This is a genomic window from Flavivirga spongiicola, assembly GCF_030540825.1.
Taxonomy (GTDB): domain Bacteria; phylum Bacteroidota; class Bacteroidia; order Flavobacteriales; family Flavobacteriaceae; genus Flavivirga; species Flavivirga spongiicola.
The window spans coordinates 1,043,774-1,059,209 of sequence record NZ_JAUOEO010000001.1; the positions used below are offsets into that span (position 1 = coordinate 1,043,774).

18 protein-coding genes are annotated in these 15,436 nt (G+C 32.1%); 12 read left to right on the plus strand and 6 right to left on the minus strand.

Going from position 1 to position 15,436, the window contains the following annotated elements; translation table 11 throughout:
- Nucleotides 1-20: 20 nt before the first annotated feature.
- Together obgE and Q4Q47_RS03950 are read right to left on the minus strand one after the other, a co-directional pair.
- On the minus strand, nucleotides 21-1,019 hold the full coding sequence (gene obgE, locus Q4Q47_RS03945; protein ID WP_303305345.1) for a GTPase ObgE: 999 nt from the start codon (nucleotides 1,017-1,019) through the stop codon (nucleotides 21-23).
- Between the two features lie 77 nt (nucleotides 1,020-1,096).
- Nucleotides 1,097-2,206: an adenylate kinase gene (locus Q4Q47_RS03950; RefSeq protein WP_303305346.1), complete on the minus strand. Its 1,110-nt coding sequence runs from the start codon at nucleotides 2,204-2,206 to the stop codon at nucleotides 1,097-1,099.
- Between the two features lie 135 nt (nucleotides 2,207-2,341).
- On the opposite strand from Q4Q47_RS03950, the gene Q4Q47_RS03955 reads away from it, so the two are divergent.
- The 3 genes from Q4Q47_RS03955 to Q4Q47_RS03965 all read left to right on the plus strand — a co-directional run bounded on the left by Q4Q47_RS03955 (nucleotide 2,342) and on the right by Q4Q47_RS03965 (nucleotide 6,425).
- Nucleotides 2,342-3,502: a 5-(carboxyamino)imidazole ribonucleotide synthase gene (locus tag Q4Q47_RS03955; RefSeq protein WP_303305347.1), complete on the plus strand. Its 1,161-nt coding sequence runs from the start codon at nucleotides 2,342-2,344 to the stop codon at nucleotides 3,500-3,502.
- Between the two features lie 251 nt (nucleotides 3,503-3,753).
- Entirely contained in the window at nucleotides 3,754-4,236 is a 483-nt protein-coding gene (purE, locus tag Q4Q47_RS03960; protein WP_303305348.1) for a 5-(carboxyamino)imidazole ribonucleotide mutase, read from the plus strand.
- A gap of 149 nt (nucleotides 4,237-4,385) precedes the next feature.
- Nucleotides 4,386-6,425, plus strand: coding sequence for a M3 family metallopeptidase (locus tag Q4Q47_RS03965; protein ID WP_303305349.1), 2,040 nt, complete (start codon nucleotides 4,386-4,388; stop codon nucleotides 6,423-6,425).
- A gap of 102 nt (nucleotides 6,426-6,527) precedes the next feature.
- Here Q4Q47_RS03965 and Q4Q47_RS03970 read toward each other — a convergent pair whose 3' ends face one another.
- From Q4Q47_RS03970 to Q4Q47_RS03980, 3 genes are read right to left on the minus strand one after another with little or no spacing between them, the layout of a single operon-like run.
- Nucleotides 6,528-6,899: a nuclear transport factor 2 family protein gene (locus tag Q4Q47_RS03970; RefSeq protein ID WP_303305350.1), complete on the minus strand. Its 372-nt coding sequence runs from the start codon at nucleotides 6,897-6,899 to the stop codon at nucleotides 6,528-6,530.
- A 48-nt stretch (nucleotides 6,900-6,947) separates the two neighbouring features.
- Nucleotides 6,948-7,604, minus strand: coding sequence for a DUF2461 domain-containing protein (locus Q4Q47_RS03975; protein ID WP_303305351.1), 657 nt, complete (start codon nucleotides 7,602-7,604; stop codon nucleotides 6,948-6,950).
- The gene (locus Q4Q47_RS03980) at nucleotides 7,601-7,921 is read right to left on the minus strand and encodes a hypothetical protein (RefSeq protein WP_303305352.1); all 321 of its coding nucleotides are present in this window, start codon (nucleotides 7,919-7,921) and stop codon (nucleotides 7,601-7,603) included. The genes Q4Q47_RS03975 and Q4Q47_RS03980 overlap by 4 nt, the downstream gene beginning before the upstream one ends.
- A gap of 438 nt (nucleotides 7,922-8,359) precedes the next feature.
- Between Q4Q47_RS03980 and Q4Q47_RS03985 the strand changes: the two genes are divergently transcribed.
- From Q4Q47_RS03985 to Q4Q47_RS04025, 9 genes are all read left to right on the plus strand, one after another.
- Nucleotides 8,360-9,355: a GlxA family transcriptional regulator gene (locus tag Q4Q47_RS03985; protein ID WP_303305353.1), complete on the plus strand. Its 996-nt coding sequence runs from the start codon at nucleotides 8,360-8,362 to the stop codon at nucleotides 9,353-9,355.
- 47 nt (nucleotides 9,356-9,402) lie between these two features.
- Nucleotides 9,403-10,185 (plus strand): hypothetical protein, encoded by a 783-nt coding sequence (locus tag Q4Q47_RS03990; protein ID WP_303305354.1) that lies wholly within the window; start codon nucleotides 9,403-9,405, stop codon nucleotides 10,183-10,185.
- A gap of 234 nt (nucleotides 10,186-10,419) precedes the next feature.
- On the plus strand, nucleotides 10,420-10,602 hold the full coding sequence (locus Q4Q47_RS03995; protein ID WP_303305355.1) for a hypothetical protein: 183 nt from the start codon (nucleotides 10,420-10,422) through the stop codon (nucleotides 10,600-10,602).
- Nucleotides 10,554-11,519 (plus strand): matrixin family metalloprotease, encoded by a 966-nt coding sequence (locus tag Q4Q47_RS04000; protein WP_303305356.1) that lies wholly within the window; start codon nucleotides 10,554-10,556, stop codon nucleotides 11,517-11,519. The genes Q4Q47_RS03995 and Q4Q47_RS04000 overlap by 49 nt, the downstream gene beginning before the upstream one ends.
- Before the next feature lie 212 nt (nucleotides 11,520-11,731).
- Entirely contained in the window at nucleotides 11,732-12,235 is a 504-nt protein-coding gene (locus Q4Q47_RS04005) for a GbsR/MarR family transcriptional regulator (protein WP_303280506.1), read from the plus strand.
- Nucleotides 12,236-12,288: 53 nt separating this feature from the next.
- Nucleotides 12,289-12,729 (plus strand): hypothetical protein, encoded by a 441-nt coding sequence (locus Q4Q47_RS04010; protein ID WP_303305357.1) that lies wholly within the window; start codon nucleotides 12,289-12,291, stop codon nucleotides 12,727-12,729.
- Nucleotides 12,730-12,738: 9 nt separating this feature from the next.
- A complete protein-coding gene (locus Q4Q47_RS04015) occupies nucleotides 12,739-13,614 on the plus strand; it encodes an SAM-dependent methyltransferase (protein ID WP_303305358.1) in 876 nt (291 codons plus the stop codon).
- Between the two features lie 108 nt (nucleotides 13,615-13,722).
- On the plus strand, nucleotides 13,723-14,277 hold the full coding sequence (locus Q4Q47_RS04020; protein ID WP_303305359.1) for a sigma-70 family RNA polymerase sigma factor: 555 nt from the start codon (nucleotides 13,723-13,725) through the stop codon (nucleotides 14,275-14,277).
- Nucleotides 14,278-14,279: 2 nt separating this feature from the next.
- Nucleotides 14,280-14,540, plus strand: a complete 261-nt coding sequence (locus Q4Q47_RS04025; protein WP_303305360.1) for a hypothetical protein — start codon at nucleotides 14,280-14,282, stop codon at nucleotides 14,538-14,540.
- On the opposite strand, the gene Q4Q47_RS04030 is transcribed toward Q4Q47_RS04025, so the two are convergent.
- On the minus strand, nucleotides 14,537-15,370 hold the full coding sequence (locus Q4Q47_RS04030; RefSeq protein WP_303305361.1) for a UbiA prenyltransferase family protein: 834 nt from the start codon (nucleotides 15,368-15,370) through the stop codon (nucleotides 14,537-14,539). The genes Q4Q47_RS04025 and Q4Q47_RS04030 overlap by 4 nt on opposite strands.
- Nucleotides 15,371-15,436 lie beyond the last annotated feature (66 nt).

Consider the following 15,436-nt stretch of genomic DNA (forward strand, 5'->3'; position numbering starts at 1 on the left):
ATACCAATTATTAATTGAATTTACTCATTCAACATTTTCCACAAAATGTCTTTTAACTCGGTAATACCTTGCTGTGCCACTGATGAAATGAATAAGTATGGAATAGGAAGTTCGTTGTCCAATTCTTTTTTAAGTTCTGCCTTCAATTCAGTATCGAGCATATCACATTTCGATATGGCTATGAGGCGTTCTTTATCAAGCATTTCCGGATTGTAACGACGAAGCTCATCTAACAAGACATCATATTGCTTTTTAATATCATCTGCATCTGCAGGAATTAAAAATAGCAAAATGGAATTACGTTCTATGTGACGTAAAAAATAATGACCTAGGCCTTTTCCTTCGGCAGCACCTTCTATAATTCCAGGAATATCTGCCATTACGAAGGTTTGAAAATCGCGATACTCTACGATCCCTAAATTAGGTTTCAACGTTGTAAACTCATAATCTGCAATTTTTGGTTTGGCAGAAGTGACTACTGATAACAACGTAGATTTCCCCGCGTTTGGGAATCCTACCAAACCAACGTCAGCAAGTACTTTTAATTCCAACGTAACATACTTCTCTTCCAAGGGAAGTCCAGGCTGTGCATATCTTGGTGTTTGATTGGTCGACGACTTAAAATGCCAGTTGCCTAGTCCGCCTTTTCCGCCTTCTGCAATAATTCTTTCTTCACCTTCTTCAGTGATCTCTAAAAGAATGTCATCAGTTTCAGTATCTCTAACAACCGTTCCTAATGGAACATCTAAATATACATCTTCACCATCAGCCCCAGAACTCCTGCTTTTACTACCATTTCCACCATGACCAGCACGAATGTGTTTTTTAAATTTTAAATGAAGAAGTGTCCAAAGATTAGAATTACCTCGAAGAATCACATGACCGCCACGACCACCATCACCACCATCTGGTCCACCTTTCGTAATATACTTCTCGCGATGTAAATGCACAGAACCTTTACCTCCGCTGCCAGAAGCGACATACATTTTTACATAATCAACAAAATTTCCTTCAGTCATTCTTACTGTTTATTTGTTCTTTGTTAAGTTGTTTAGTTGACCTGTTTTTAAACAACTAAACGAATAAACACATCAACTTAGAGGTTATCTATAACACCGCTCAATCTTGCTGTAATATCTTCAATACTACCAACACCATCAACGCCAAAATATTTGTCTTGTGCCGAATAGAAATCCTTTAAAATAGCTGTTTTATTATAATACTCTGTTATTCTATTTCTAATAATAGATTCATCAGCATCATCAGCCCTTCCACTAGTCTTACCACGTGACAGTAAACGCTCAACCAAAATTTCGTCATCAACCTCTAAAGCAATCATAGCATTTATTTGAGAATCTTTGCTATCCATTAACTTATCTAAAGCGTCTGCTTGTGCATTAGTACGCGGAAAGCCATCAAAAATAAAACCATTAGCAGCTGCATTTTTCTCAACCTCAGCATTTAACATATCAATAGTTACTTGATCTGGAACCAACTCCCCTTTATCCATGTAGGATTTAGCTAACATACCTAAAGCCGTTTCGTTTTTAATATTGTATCTAAAAACATCGCCCGTAGAAATGTGTACTAAATTATACTTCTCTTTTAAAAAATCTGCTTGTGTTCCTTTTCCAGCACCTGGAGGGCCAAATAGCACTAAGTTTGTCATATGTTGCGTTTCTTTTATTTGATATATTTCTGGTATATTTCTTCCTAATCCATTATAATCTAAGCCGAAGCCAACTATAAATTTATTAGGAATCTCAATACCAACATAATGTAGTTTAAAATCTTTTTTATAGGCCTCTGGCTTGTAAAAGAGTGTCGCTATTTTGAGCGATTTCACTTTTTCATTTCTAAAAATCCTATGAACTTCGGTCAAGGTGTTTCCTGTATCAATAATATCTTCCAAAATAATAACAGTACGCCCTGTTAAATCTTGAGTTAACCCAATAAGTCTTTGAATATCCTCGGTTGATTTAACACCTTCATAAGATGCTAATTTTATAAAAGTGACTTCGCATGGTTTTGGGTACTTTTTTACAAAATCACTCACAACCATAAACGATCCATTTAAAATACCAACAAATACAGGGATTTCGTCTCCTACATCTTCTGCTATTTCTATCGCTAAACGTTGTAGAACATCATCAATTTTTTTAGCAGAAATAAATGGTTTAAAATATTTGTCGTGTAGCTTTATCACGGTTATCAATTTTTGAAGGAGCAAAGATAATCATTAGATTACAAATAACGATTTTTTGATTTATGATTTAGGCACTAATTAATATTTAAGTGTATTTTTGCGTATCCTTATTCAATTTTAGTAAAAAAGAAATCAATGAACTACTTTTCTTCGAATTTTAAACTTGGTATTCTTGGAGGTGGTCAGTTAGGCAAAATGCTGCTTAACGATACCAGGAAATTTGATGTTTATACTTGTGTTTTAGATGCTAGTCATGAGGCTCCTTGTAAAATTGCGAGTAATGAGTTTCATTTGGGTGATTTAATGAACTATGATACCGTTTATAATTTTGGAAAACAAGTTGATGTACTAACTATTGAAATTGAAAATGTAAATGTCGATGCTTTAGAAGCGCTTGAAAAAGAAGGTATCAAAGTATACCCTGCATCTAAAACATTACGAACTATTCAAAACAAAGCAACTCAGAAACTGTTTTATGTTGATAATAATTTACCAACAGCTCCTTTTTCACGTTTTGCTTATACTTCTGAAATTAAAGAAGCTATAGATCATGGTGGTTTGGCATTACCTTTTGTTTGGAAATGTGCGCAATTTGGATATGATGGTACTGGGGTGAAAATTGTAAAAACACTTCAAGACTTAGAGAGTTTACCAAACGTAGAGTGTATTGCTGAAACATTAGTACCTTTTAAAAATGAATTAGCAGTTATTGTGGTTAGAAATGCTTCAGGAGAAACAAAAAATTTTCCAGTAGTTGAAATGGAGTTTCACCCGGAAGCAAATCAAGTAGAGTATGTTATTTGCCCTGCTAGAATTTCAGACAAAGTTGCAAAAAAAGCTACAGACATAGCTTTAAAAACATCTAAAGCTTTTAACCATGTTGGATTGTTAGCTGTTGAAATGTTCCAAACCCAAAACGACGATATTTTAATAAACGAAGTGGCGCCAAGGCCACATAACTCTGGACATCAAACTATTGAAGCCAGTTATACTTCACAGTTTGAACAACATCTAAGAGCCATTTTAGATTTACCTTTAGGAAGAACCGACAATAAAGTTGGTGGTGTTATGGTAAATTTGGTTGGTGCTGAAGGTTATACAGGTAATGTTGTTTATGAAAATATTGAAACCATTATGAAAATGGATGGCGTAACACCTCACATTTATGGTAAAAAACAAACACGTCCGTTTAGAAAAATGGGGCATGTTACCATTGTTAATGAAGATTTAAATGAGGCACGAAAAATAGCCGAAGACGTTAAAAAGTCAATTAAAGTTATAAGTGAAGTGGTTTAAACTTTTTTGATTGAAGCGAAAAATAGTAATTTTATTTCCAAATGAAGGCATTTTAGAACTGCATAGCATCGCTAAGGAGTAATAAAAAGACAAAATGTGGGAGTAAAAGGACATTTTGTAGCCAATTATAAAAAGTTTAAACCACTTCAGAGAATAATGTCTCCCCGAGCGCAGTCGAGGGGACTTTTAAATATTTTAAGTTTTGATACTTAGGTCTCGACTGCGCTCGACCTGGCATAAAATAAAAGTTTATGAAAAAAGTAGGAGTAATCATGGGAAGTAAGAGTGATCTTCCAGTCATGCAAGACGCTATTGATATTTTAAAAGGTTTTGATATTGAAGTAGAAGTAGATATCGTTTCGGCCCACAGAACCCCGGAAAAATTATTTGATTATGGAAAACACGCTCATACACGAGGATTTGCAGTTATCATTGCTGGTGCAGGTGGTGCAGCACATTTACCCGGAATGATTGCGTCACTATCACCGCTCCCGGTTATAGGTGTACCTGTAAAAAGTAGCAACTCAATTGATGGTTGGGATTCTGTTTTATCTATTTTACAAATGCCTGGTGGTGTTCCTGTTGCTACAGTTGCTCTTAATGGTGCAAAAAATGCAGGTATCCTAGCTGCACAAATTATAGGTACTAGCGACAACTGTGTTTTAGATAAAGTTTTAGTTTACAAAGAAGGCTTAAAACAAAAAGTAAACGAATCTGCTAAAGATTTAAAATAGAAAAAGGCCTCAAATTTAATTTGAGGCCTTTTAAACTATTAATGTATAATTCTTATGAGTTAGTCACTCTATATATCATTGACTGCAAAAATACAAAGAAATTTATTATGCATACATAACAAATTCATATTTTAACATATTTCTTAAAAATGACAAAAAACATATTAGTAAAACCTTTTGAAACTGCATATAATTCGGCTCCTTTTTCAAAAATCGATAATAATGATTTCCTACCTGCCTTTAAACAAGCTATTGCAAGTGCTAAATCTGAAATTGATACTATAGCTAAAAATGATGAAGTTCCTACTTTTAAAAACACCATTGAAGCTTTAGACTTTTCGGGTGAGCAATTAGGTAGAATTTCTAGCATATTTTTTAATTTGAATTCTGCCGAAACTAATGATACCATTCAAAGAATAGCACAAGAAGTATCTCCTTTATTATCTGAATTCAGTAACGATATTACGCTAAATGAAGACTTATTTAAACGCGTAAAAGCAGTTTATATCATTAAAGATTCTTTAGATTTAACTGTAGAGCAACAAACACTGCTTGATAAAAAATATAAAAGTTTTTCAAGAAATGGTGCTAATTTACCAGAAAACAAAAAACAAGAGCTTCGGGATATTGACAAACAATTAAGCAAGTTAACACTAAAGTTTGGAGAAAATGTGTTAGCAGAAACCAACGCTTTTGAAATACTTATTAATAATGAAAGTGATTTATCTGGTTTGCCGGAAGGCGCTAAAGAAGCTGCTAAACAGCTGGCTGAATCTAAAGAAAAAGAAGGTTGGTTGTTTACATTAGATTATCCTAGCTATATTCCTTTTATGACGTATGCCGATAATCGTGAATTAAGAAAAAAATTGGCGCTTGCAGCTGGAGCAAAGGCCTTTAAGGGAGATGCTCTGGATAATCAAGAAAATATATTACAAATAGTTGAACTAAGATTTCAACGTGCTAATCTTTTAGGTTATAAAACACATGCTCATTTTGTTTTAGAAGAGCGTATGTCTAAAACACCTGAAACTGTTGAAAGTTTTTTAAATGAATTACTTGAAAAAGCGAAACCAGCTGCTGAACGAGAGTTTAAAAACCTAGAGAAATTTGCTAAAGAATTAGATAATATTGACCAAATTGAAAAATGGGATGCATCGTATTACTCTGAAAAATTAAAACAAAAATTATTCAGTCTTGATGATGAAAAGTTAAAACCATATTTCAAATTAGAAAATGTGATTAACGGTGCTTTTACTGTTGCCAATAAATTATTCGATTTAAACTTTGAAGAAATAGATAGCATAGATACCTATCATAAGGATGTTTTAACCTATAAAGTGACTAATAATGACGGTGATTTAATTTCTATTTTTTATGCCGATTTTTTTCCAAGATCTGGAAAACGAAATGGTGCCTGGATGACTTCATACAAACCACAGTCAATAAAAAACGGTATCAATGACAGACCTCATATATCTATTGTTTGCAACTTCACAAAACCAACAAAAAGCAAACCGTCTCTTTTAACTTTTAACGAGGTCACAACGTTATTTCATGAATTTGGACACGCTCTACATGGTATGTTAGCAAATACGACATATCCAAGTTTATCCGGAACCAGCGTATTTTGGGATTTTGTTGAATTACCAAGTCAGATTTTAGAAAATTGGTGCTACGAAAAAGAAGCTCTGGAACTATTTGCCACTCATTATGAAACTGGCGACCTTATCCCAATGGATTTAGTTGAAAAAATAAAAGAATCTGCTACGTTTCATGAAGGCATGCAAACGCTCAGACAAATAAGCTTTGGATTACTGGATATGAGTTGGCATGCTAGCGAGTCGCCAGAGACCATAAAATCGGTTAAAGAGCATGAAACTAAAGCTTTTAAAAACACAACGCTTTATCCTGATGTTTTAGAAAATTGTATGAGCACCTCTTTTTCTCACATCTTTCAAGGCGGCTACTCCTCTGGTTATTACAGTTACAAGTGGGCAGAAGTTTTAGATGCAGATGCTTTCGAATATTTTAAAGAAGCAGGCATCTTTAACAAAGAAATCGCTAACAAATTTAAAAACCATGTCTTATCGCAAGGTGGAACTGAAAACCCGATGACACTCTATAAACGTTTTAGGGGGCAGGAACCTAAGCCTGAAGCATTATTAAGACGGGCTGGGTTGTTGAAATAGTAGCTTTTAAAAGGTCTAAAAAGTGTCATTCAGAGGGAGAAACGACCGAAGAATCTAAGGATAGTAAGATTCTTCGCTTTGCTCTGAATGACACTTTTATTTTCACCCGTGTTGCATAGGTGTAAAAAAGAACTCTTCTCTTACTATTTTACCATCTTCAACAGTATAGACGCAAACCTCATCCATATTAGTTCGAGGGGCTCCTTTAAACGTTACATCCATTTTCATAGTACATGAAAAGAATTTATCTGCTACTATAGGATCGGAAATTTCCATACCATGAATCTCCTCTACCATCTCATTAAATTGCTGTCCTTTGGCAATAACAGCTTCTAATCCTTTGGTTTCTTTAACTGGTGCACCATCTGGTTCCACACTTACAATATTTTGTCCATATAAATCTTGAATAGCCTCAGCAAACTTTCCTTGTCTGCAATAATTCACTAACTGTCCTGCAACTTCTTGTGTTGTCATAATTTTGATTGAATTTATAGTTAATACTCTAATTTTTATAATAGTATTTTAAAATGCAGCATTTAAAAATTCATTCAAAGGCCTTATAGCATTAAAATGTTTTATAATATCTTCTTTTAGATTAGGTGAATTATAATAATTTGCCAAAGAAAGATTAGACATCGCATAAAATTGTTTGTTGTATATCAATTGGGTTTTATTTGCGACTGCCTCATGAGCTTTATCAATACGTTTAGAAACATCCCCCTTTAATCGTCCCACACGACCACTAAATTCTTTTGCTTTTGTTATAGTTAAAAAATCATTAATACTATTAGCAATATGATTCCTTACTACTTTCAACTCGGGTGGCTTAACATTAAAAAGTCCTCCCCCAACATGAACAGAATCCTGACTAATACCTAAATAATATCCTGGCAGCATAGACTTTTTACCATTAGGAGAAAATCCAGCTTTTAAGATGGTATGATATGGTGTTTTGTCTTTCGAAAACCGGACATCTCTATTTATTCTAAACAAGGCTTTCTTTTCATCAGTTAGAATTCGGTTATCCCATTCATGAAGTATAGGGAGTAATTCTGAAAGCAACTCTAAAAAGGGTTCTTTAACATCATTTTCATAACGTTTCTTGTTGGCATGAAACCACTCTTTATTATTATTCTCATTCAGCTCTTTAAAAAATTCGGTATATGTTTTTGTTATCATTTGTCTTGATGTATTATATCGAACGCCATGTTAGTTAAAAATTCCCAAGAGTCTTTATATTCAGTTCCCAATTGATACCAACCAGACATAGGTTTTTTATTTTTGAACGGGCTGAATGCTTCTAAAGGAACATCAATCGCTTGAACATTAAAACGTTTTCCTAATTTAAACACCATCTTCTGCCTAGTAGAAAAAAATGCAAACACTTTTCCTTTATAATGTATAGCCTCAGAACTCATCATTTTACCTACTGTTACATCTTTGTAATTAGAACAAAATCGGCTCCTTATGATTTCAAAATATTGTTTAGATTCCATTGGACTATTTAATGGTGTTTTCAAAATTATAAAATGAATGCACACCTCTAAGAGGTCAAATACGACACTTTAGGGTGTTGAATATGACAAAATTTAATCTTACTTTTAAAATTTATACCAGTTATACTTTGAATTTATCCAAAAATAAAATGATGAATTCTTGTGATAGATGAGGCGTGAAAATCAAGCATAGCTATAGTTCTGGTTTATTTTTATAACGAAATATAGCACAAAAAGGCGCATTCTATTGGGTAAATTCAAGGTGTAAATGGTATTATAACCATTAAGACATTAATCAATGAAACGAACATTAATAAATTTTAAGCATTTTTTCACAAAAGGGAATGTTTAAAATTTTTAATGTGAGAACGGAGTGGTTACACACGTTCTCAATTTTATAATTAATTTAATGTCTAATAATTACTAAAATTTAAACGTGTGAAACATGTAAGCATATTGGTTCCTAAATCGAACACCATCCTAAGTAGTGTTGTTGGACCTTATAAAATTTTAAAAAGTGTGAATGACTTCATTCTACAAACTGGAAAAAGTCAACAACCATTCTTTGATATAAGCCTTGTTGGTATTGATAAAAATACAGTCCTATACGATGGGGCATTCTCAATCCATTGTGATGCTACTATAAATGATATTTCCAAAACGGATCTTATCATAATTTCGGCAGTCAGACCAGAATGGATTGCTGATGGCATTAAAACCAATTATGAGTTTATTCCATGGATTAAACAGCAACGCAACCAACATAATGCCGAAGTGGCAAGTTTATGTCTTGGGGCTTTTCTATTAGCAGAAACAGGATTGTTAGATCATAAACAATGTACAACACATTGGGCTGGGATGGATCTATTCCGACAAATGTACCCTCAAATTGATGTACTACCAGAAAAAATAGTTACAGACCAAGAAGGTATTTATTCGAGTGGTGGCGCTTATTCATTTCTAAACCTCATTCTACATTTAATTTATAAATATTGTGGACAAGAAGCTGCTGTTTATGTATCAAAGCTTTTCGAAATAGATATTAGCAGGGATAACCAAAATCAATTTGCCATTTTTAGAGGACAAAAAGAACATACCGACACTCTAATACAAAAAGCACAGTTATTTATAGAAAATAATGTTACCGAAAAGGTGTCTGTAGAACAACTATCGGACATGCTAGCTGTAAGCCAACGCAACTTTATAAGGCGATTTAAAAAAGCAACTGCCAATACACCTTTAGAATACATACAACGTGTAAAAGTTGAAGCTGCTAAAAACTCTTTGGAATCTACTCAAAATACAGTAAATGAAGTGATGTTTTCTGTGGGGTACTCAGATACCAAAGCATTTAGAACCTTGTTTAAAAGGTTTACAGGTTTAACACCTGTAGCATATAAAAATAAATATAATCGGGAGTTAGTTCGTTTTTAACTTACGGAAGTGAAAATAAGTTGATTTGTTTATTCGTTTAGTTGTTTATGAAGTTTCTTAAACTACTTAGACATCTAATTGCCTTCTTCTTCCTAACAATTATAACGCAAGTTGGTGGATTAGTTTGGGTTTTAGCCTTATTTATTTCAGTTAAATATAAGAAGAAGAAACGTTTTATTTTTCCAATTCTCTATTTAACCTTTAACTTATTAATAATTCCACCAATTGCTAAACAATTTGGTAGAGAACGATTGCCAATATTTTCTAAAAATTTAAAACCAAGAAATTGGATTTATCCATTGTTCTTTAGAAATTATGTAACCCCCAATTTAAAATCATTATTAGAGATTTCTTCAAAAAAACTAAAACAAAATAATATCCAAATCACATATTTAGATGCTAATTTCCCTTTTATTAATAAGTTCCCATTGCTTCCACATTTAAGCCACAACGATGGAAAAAAGATAGACATTTCATTTATGTACCTAGATAAAAACAGAAAAGCCACTGCTAAAAAACCATCTGTTTCAGGATATGGTACTTATACAAATCCAGAAAAAAATCACACTTCTGAGTCATGTTTAAAAAAAGGGTATTGGCAATATGATTTTTCAAAGTATTTAACTTTTGGAACTTTAAATAATTTAAAACTTGACAAAAATGGAACATTCATATTAATTAAAGAATTATTATCCCATTCAAAAACTCAAAAGATCTTTATAGAACCTCATCTTAAGCAATCATTGAAATTAAATAATGAGACTAAAATTCGCTTTCATGGTTGTCAAGCTGTTCGTCATGATGATCATATTCATTTGCAAATAAAATAATTTAAGTCCTTACTTTATTTTATTAATATTTTGTTTTCATTAAAGATAACACAGCCCCTAAGTATCTCAGGATAAAACTCTTAAATAATTCTATCTTCAAAAACTATTTTACGGTTTTTCCTCAATGGAATTTTTAGTTTTTCGATTAACTACACAAATTTTTCAATTTTTAAAGTAGGATTTTAACTATATTAATGTAAGTTTATTACTAAACAACCTTAAAGTTTAATTAAAATGAAAAAAAAATTAAATATTACTAAATTATTTTTTGCAATTGTAATTCCTTTGTTTTTATTTCAAAACTGCTCAAATAACGATACAGAGAGTATTATTGAAGATAATAGTAAACTACTTGAAGTTTTAGCTGAATGGGGGTTAACAAAAATGATATTCAAGACAAAGGAGCTTACTATTTAGTCCAAGGTGACATGGTATTTGATAAAAACAAGGAATATTCTTCACCTACAGACAGTAATCTTTCAAAAGGAGTCAGTTCTAAAGCTTCAATTTTAAAACAAAGAAGGACCGCATTTTCTGTAACAATTAATAACATTAATATTTTTTTGAATCCTGGAATGAATACCAATTGGCTTAATGCTTCGAGGTCAGCCATAGCTCGTTGGAATGCGGTAAATTCTAATCTTAATTTAACCGAAGTGTTTTCGGCAGCTTCAGCCCATATTCAAATAATGTACGACACACAAGACCCCAACCAAGCACTTGCTGCTAATGTTTTCGGTGCTGCTTTGCCCCCAACATTAAATGGTTTACCAGGAACTATAACTTGGATAAATCCCGATTTTAGTTTTCCAATAATTTGTGGTCAGGCTATAACACAAAATAATAGAATTGCTAACGTACAACACGAACTTGGACATAATTTAGGACTTCATCATACTAATGCAATTGGAGAACCTCTAATTCCAAACACACCATCTACAGATCCTGGGTCTTTGATGAATGGTGGTCAAGCCTGTACAATTTCAGACTTTAGTAATAATGATGAAAGAGCTATACAATTTTTATTTCCTATTCCAATTCCGGTATTAACTCCTTCTTCAATGACATTAAACACACAACAACCAGGAGGTTTATTTACAGTTACAGGTACTGGCCCCGTAACAGTTACTCTAAGTGGAGGAGCAGGGATATTTTTGCATGATGGTATAGGCGGTTCCTTTCTAACTACTTTAAATTTAACTGCTCCAACTACATTTTCAGCCTATGGGCCAAGCATAGGAAGCCCAGGTTACAATGGAGGAATATCTTATGTAACTCTAAGTAATCCTACTAGTGGCATAATTAGTAGCTCAACAGTATACCATAGTAATTAAAATTTGCTCCTAATTTATAATGGGGAATAACATTTAGGACCGTCGTTTTTTATTAAATAAAAAACGACGGTCCTAAATGTTACAAAAACACATCTAAACAACCTGTAGACAAAAAAATGCAATTGACAAGTTACTGTTCATAATAACTATATTTTTTCACACAAACTTTCAATAATTATTGAAAGTTTAGAAATTATTTATATCTTTGTGTTATGGAATACCAAGAAGCAAAAGATAAATTCATAAGTACCTGGGGAAGTTTAGGCACACTATGGGGCATAAACAAAGCAATGGCTCAGATACAATCACTTCTTTTTATTTCTACAAAACCATTATCAATGGAAGAAATCATGGAAGAACTAAAGATCTCTCGTGGTAATACCAGCATGAACTTACGTCAACTTATGGATTGGGGCATTGTTACAAAAGAGCTTATCCCCGGCGAACGTAAAGAGTTTTTTACCACTGAAAAAGATGTACAAGAACTAGCAAGACATATCGCTAAAGAGCGAAGTAGAAGAGAAATTAAACCTGTCATAAAAATATTAAAGGATGTTAGTTCAATTAAAGATGATGGCACAGAAAAAACAAAAGAGCTTATTAAACAAACCAAAGCATTGCATGATTTAGCCGAAACAGCAGATGCTATGATGAATAAAATTGTTAACCAAGAACAAAACTGGATAACTAAATCTTTACTTAAACTTATTAAATAAAAAAATTTAACATATATTTTCAATAATTTCTGAAAATTCAAAATATTTGAATAATGAAAACACAAATACCTTATTGGCTTATCATTCTTGGAGGATGTGGTCAAATATTCACAGCCTTAATTTACCCCTACATAAGACATAAAGTTTTTGACTGGTATAATGATGTAAAACAGTTAAAACCTTTAAATCAAGAAATTGCAAAAACCTATGGCAGGTATATTCAAGGTTTAAACTTTTCATTTGGATTCATTGCAATACTATTAACTGGCGATTTACAAAATGGAACTAGATTAGCTTTAGCTCTTACAGGTTTAATTGCCGCTTATTGGATTGGGAAGGTCATAACACAAATTGCCTATTATCCCATGTATCAAATTCCTCAAAAAGCAATTTTTAAAATTGGAAGCTATTTTATGAATAGTCTATTTATTCTTTTTGCAGTTGTTTATGCATGGCTATTCATAATCAATTTTACTACTTACTTTAACTTTTAAATATAACAGATGACATCTACAGTAATTTCATATCAAGAAAAAGTAAAAAGCAACAAAATAGAAATGGTTGATTTCTATAATGAAGCGACAGAAGATTACAAATTTTGGAGTAAAGATTATAACATGCATTTTGGATACTTCATACCATTTAAAACAAATATTCTTAAAAGGGATACCATGCTTAATGAAATGAACAACCAAGTGTTGAAACGATTAAAGTTTCCTTCAGGAAAAGCACTTTTAGCAGATTTAGGCTGTGGTATGGGTGGTTCAATACGGTTTGCTTTAAAAAAGAACAAAAGTCTTTCTGCGTTTGGTGTGACATTATCAGATTTTCAAGTTAAAAAAGGTAATGAATTATTGCAAAATTTAAATGGCACCATTTTAAAAGAAAACTATAATAAGACATCATTCTCCTCTAATAGTTTTGATGGCGCTCTTGCTATTGAAAGTTTTTGTCATTCAGGTCACCGCAAAGAATCATTTAAGGAAGCTTTGAGAATATTAAAACCCAATGGTAAACTTATAATTGCTGATGCTTTTCTTAAAAAGAAAGAGGAAGACCTTTGTAAAGGAGGTCATTATGCATACCATAAATTATGCAATCATTGGAGTTTAGAAAGATTAGGCTATATAAATGACGTCATTCTAGAACTAAAGAAAGAAGGCTTCTCAAAAGTTAAAGTCGAGGATGTTTCATTTAGAGTAGCACCATCAGTGTTACACGTTCCTTTTACTATTATAGGTTTTATTATAAAAAAAATATTTCGCTCAAAAAATTTGAAACGCGAAAGCTTGCACAATTTAAAAGGTTCATTTTATGCACTATTGTCCGGATTACACATGAAAAGCTTTGGATATTATTTAATAACCTGTACTAAATAACCTTTTAGATTTCTATTTAACCAATTAATAACTTTACACGATTTACTAAACCTTTAAAAAAGTCATTTTTTTATCTTATTTTTGGAATTCAAAATAATTGCATAGATAATGCCCAATCATCAAATTAATCCTAATCAGTGGATCGATTTATATTCCGATTACCTTTATAACTATACTATTACACGTGTTAGCGATAGAGAGATAGCACAAGATTTAGTACAAGATACTTTTTTGGCTGGTTTAAAATCTATGAAAAACTTTAAGGGAGAAGCTAGTGAACGTACTTGGCTTATCTCTATTTTAAAGCGAAAAATTATAGACCACTACCGTAAAATAAATTCAAACAAAGGAAAAGCAGAAGTACGCATTAACTATAATGGTGACGCTGAGACAGAAGGCGATTGGCTGGAAGAACGTGTTGCAGATCCGTTTGATAAAACTGCGGAAGACACTATGCAAAATAGTGAATTAGGCGATGCCATTCACAATTGCTTGGGGAAATTATCAGAAAAACAAGCAGATGTTTTTAAAATGAAAACCATTCAAGGGTTTGAGACCGAAGTAATTTGTAATGAATTAAATATAACTGCGTCTAATCTTTGGGTAATCATTCACAGAGCACGTACAGCTATGGCAGATTGCTTAAAAGAAAATTGGTTTTAATTATGAGTAAAATTAAGATTTTTATTCCCTGTGAAGATGCAAATCATGTATGTGATAAAACACAATACAAAGAAGCTACTTTATGGGAGAAAATAAAACTCAACATACATTTAATATACTGTAGAGCCTGTAGGGAATATACAAAAAACAATACAAAGCTTACTAAGACTATAAAAAAATCTGAAGTAGAATGTTTAGATAAAAAGTGTAAAGAAGCTATGAAAGTAGATTTTGAAAAGGCTTTAAAAGAACATTCTAATTAATAGAATAAAAGTAACAGTATTAGCCATACAATTGGTATCCCTTCTACCCAAAACGCACTATAGCTTTTTCCTTGTTCTATTTTAGAAAACACAAGAAACAATAGTGTTATACAGGCAATTATCATTAAAATAATTATTTGTATCCCATTCTTTTCGCTTTTAAAAAAAGTTAAAAAGAAGCATAACACCAATAATATACTTCCCATTATTTTTGTTTGCCTTACTCCTATTTTCTGAGGAATGGTTGATAGTTTTAAACTATCATATCTTAGATCCCTAATTTCAAAAGGCAGCATTAAAACGATGATGAACAGATACCTTTGAACTGCTGTTAATATGACATCTGTATTTATACCATAATTATTATTTATTAAAGGTAATAATACAGTAACTCCAGCCCAAATTAAAGCTATTAAATAAATTTTTAGACCTCCAATACTTCTTAAATTATGTTGTTTATCCAAAAAAAAACGTTTTGGCAAAAAAGGAATCGCATACAAAAAGGTCATCGTGGCAAAACCAGTGACACAAATTAAAGTTTTTGCATTTAATTTAAAGACATAATAACACATTAAAAGAAAACAAAAGAAAGAGAATATTTGAATCCATTTTAACCAATTTGTCAAGCTTCTATGATGAAATTTTGCGATTCCAAAATACTTAACAAAATTATACCCGGTTATAGAAGCATAAAACACAAAATAAAGGATGTTTTTATCATACGGAATGTCATACTCCATAAGCGTAATCCATGTTAACGAAAACACCGATAAAGCGACATGAACACTACTGTTTAAATAGAAATTAAAAAGTTGTTTTACAAACCCCATAATGTAAAAATAATCAAAGTGTTGATAACACTTTCAAATGGTTAAAAAATTTCTGTTTTATGCAAT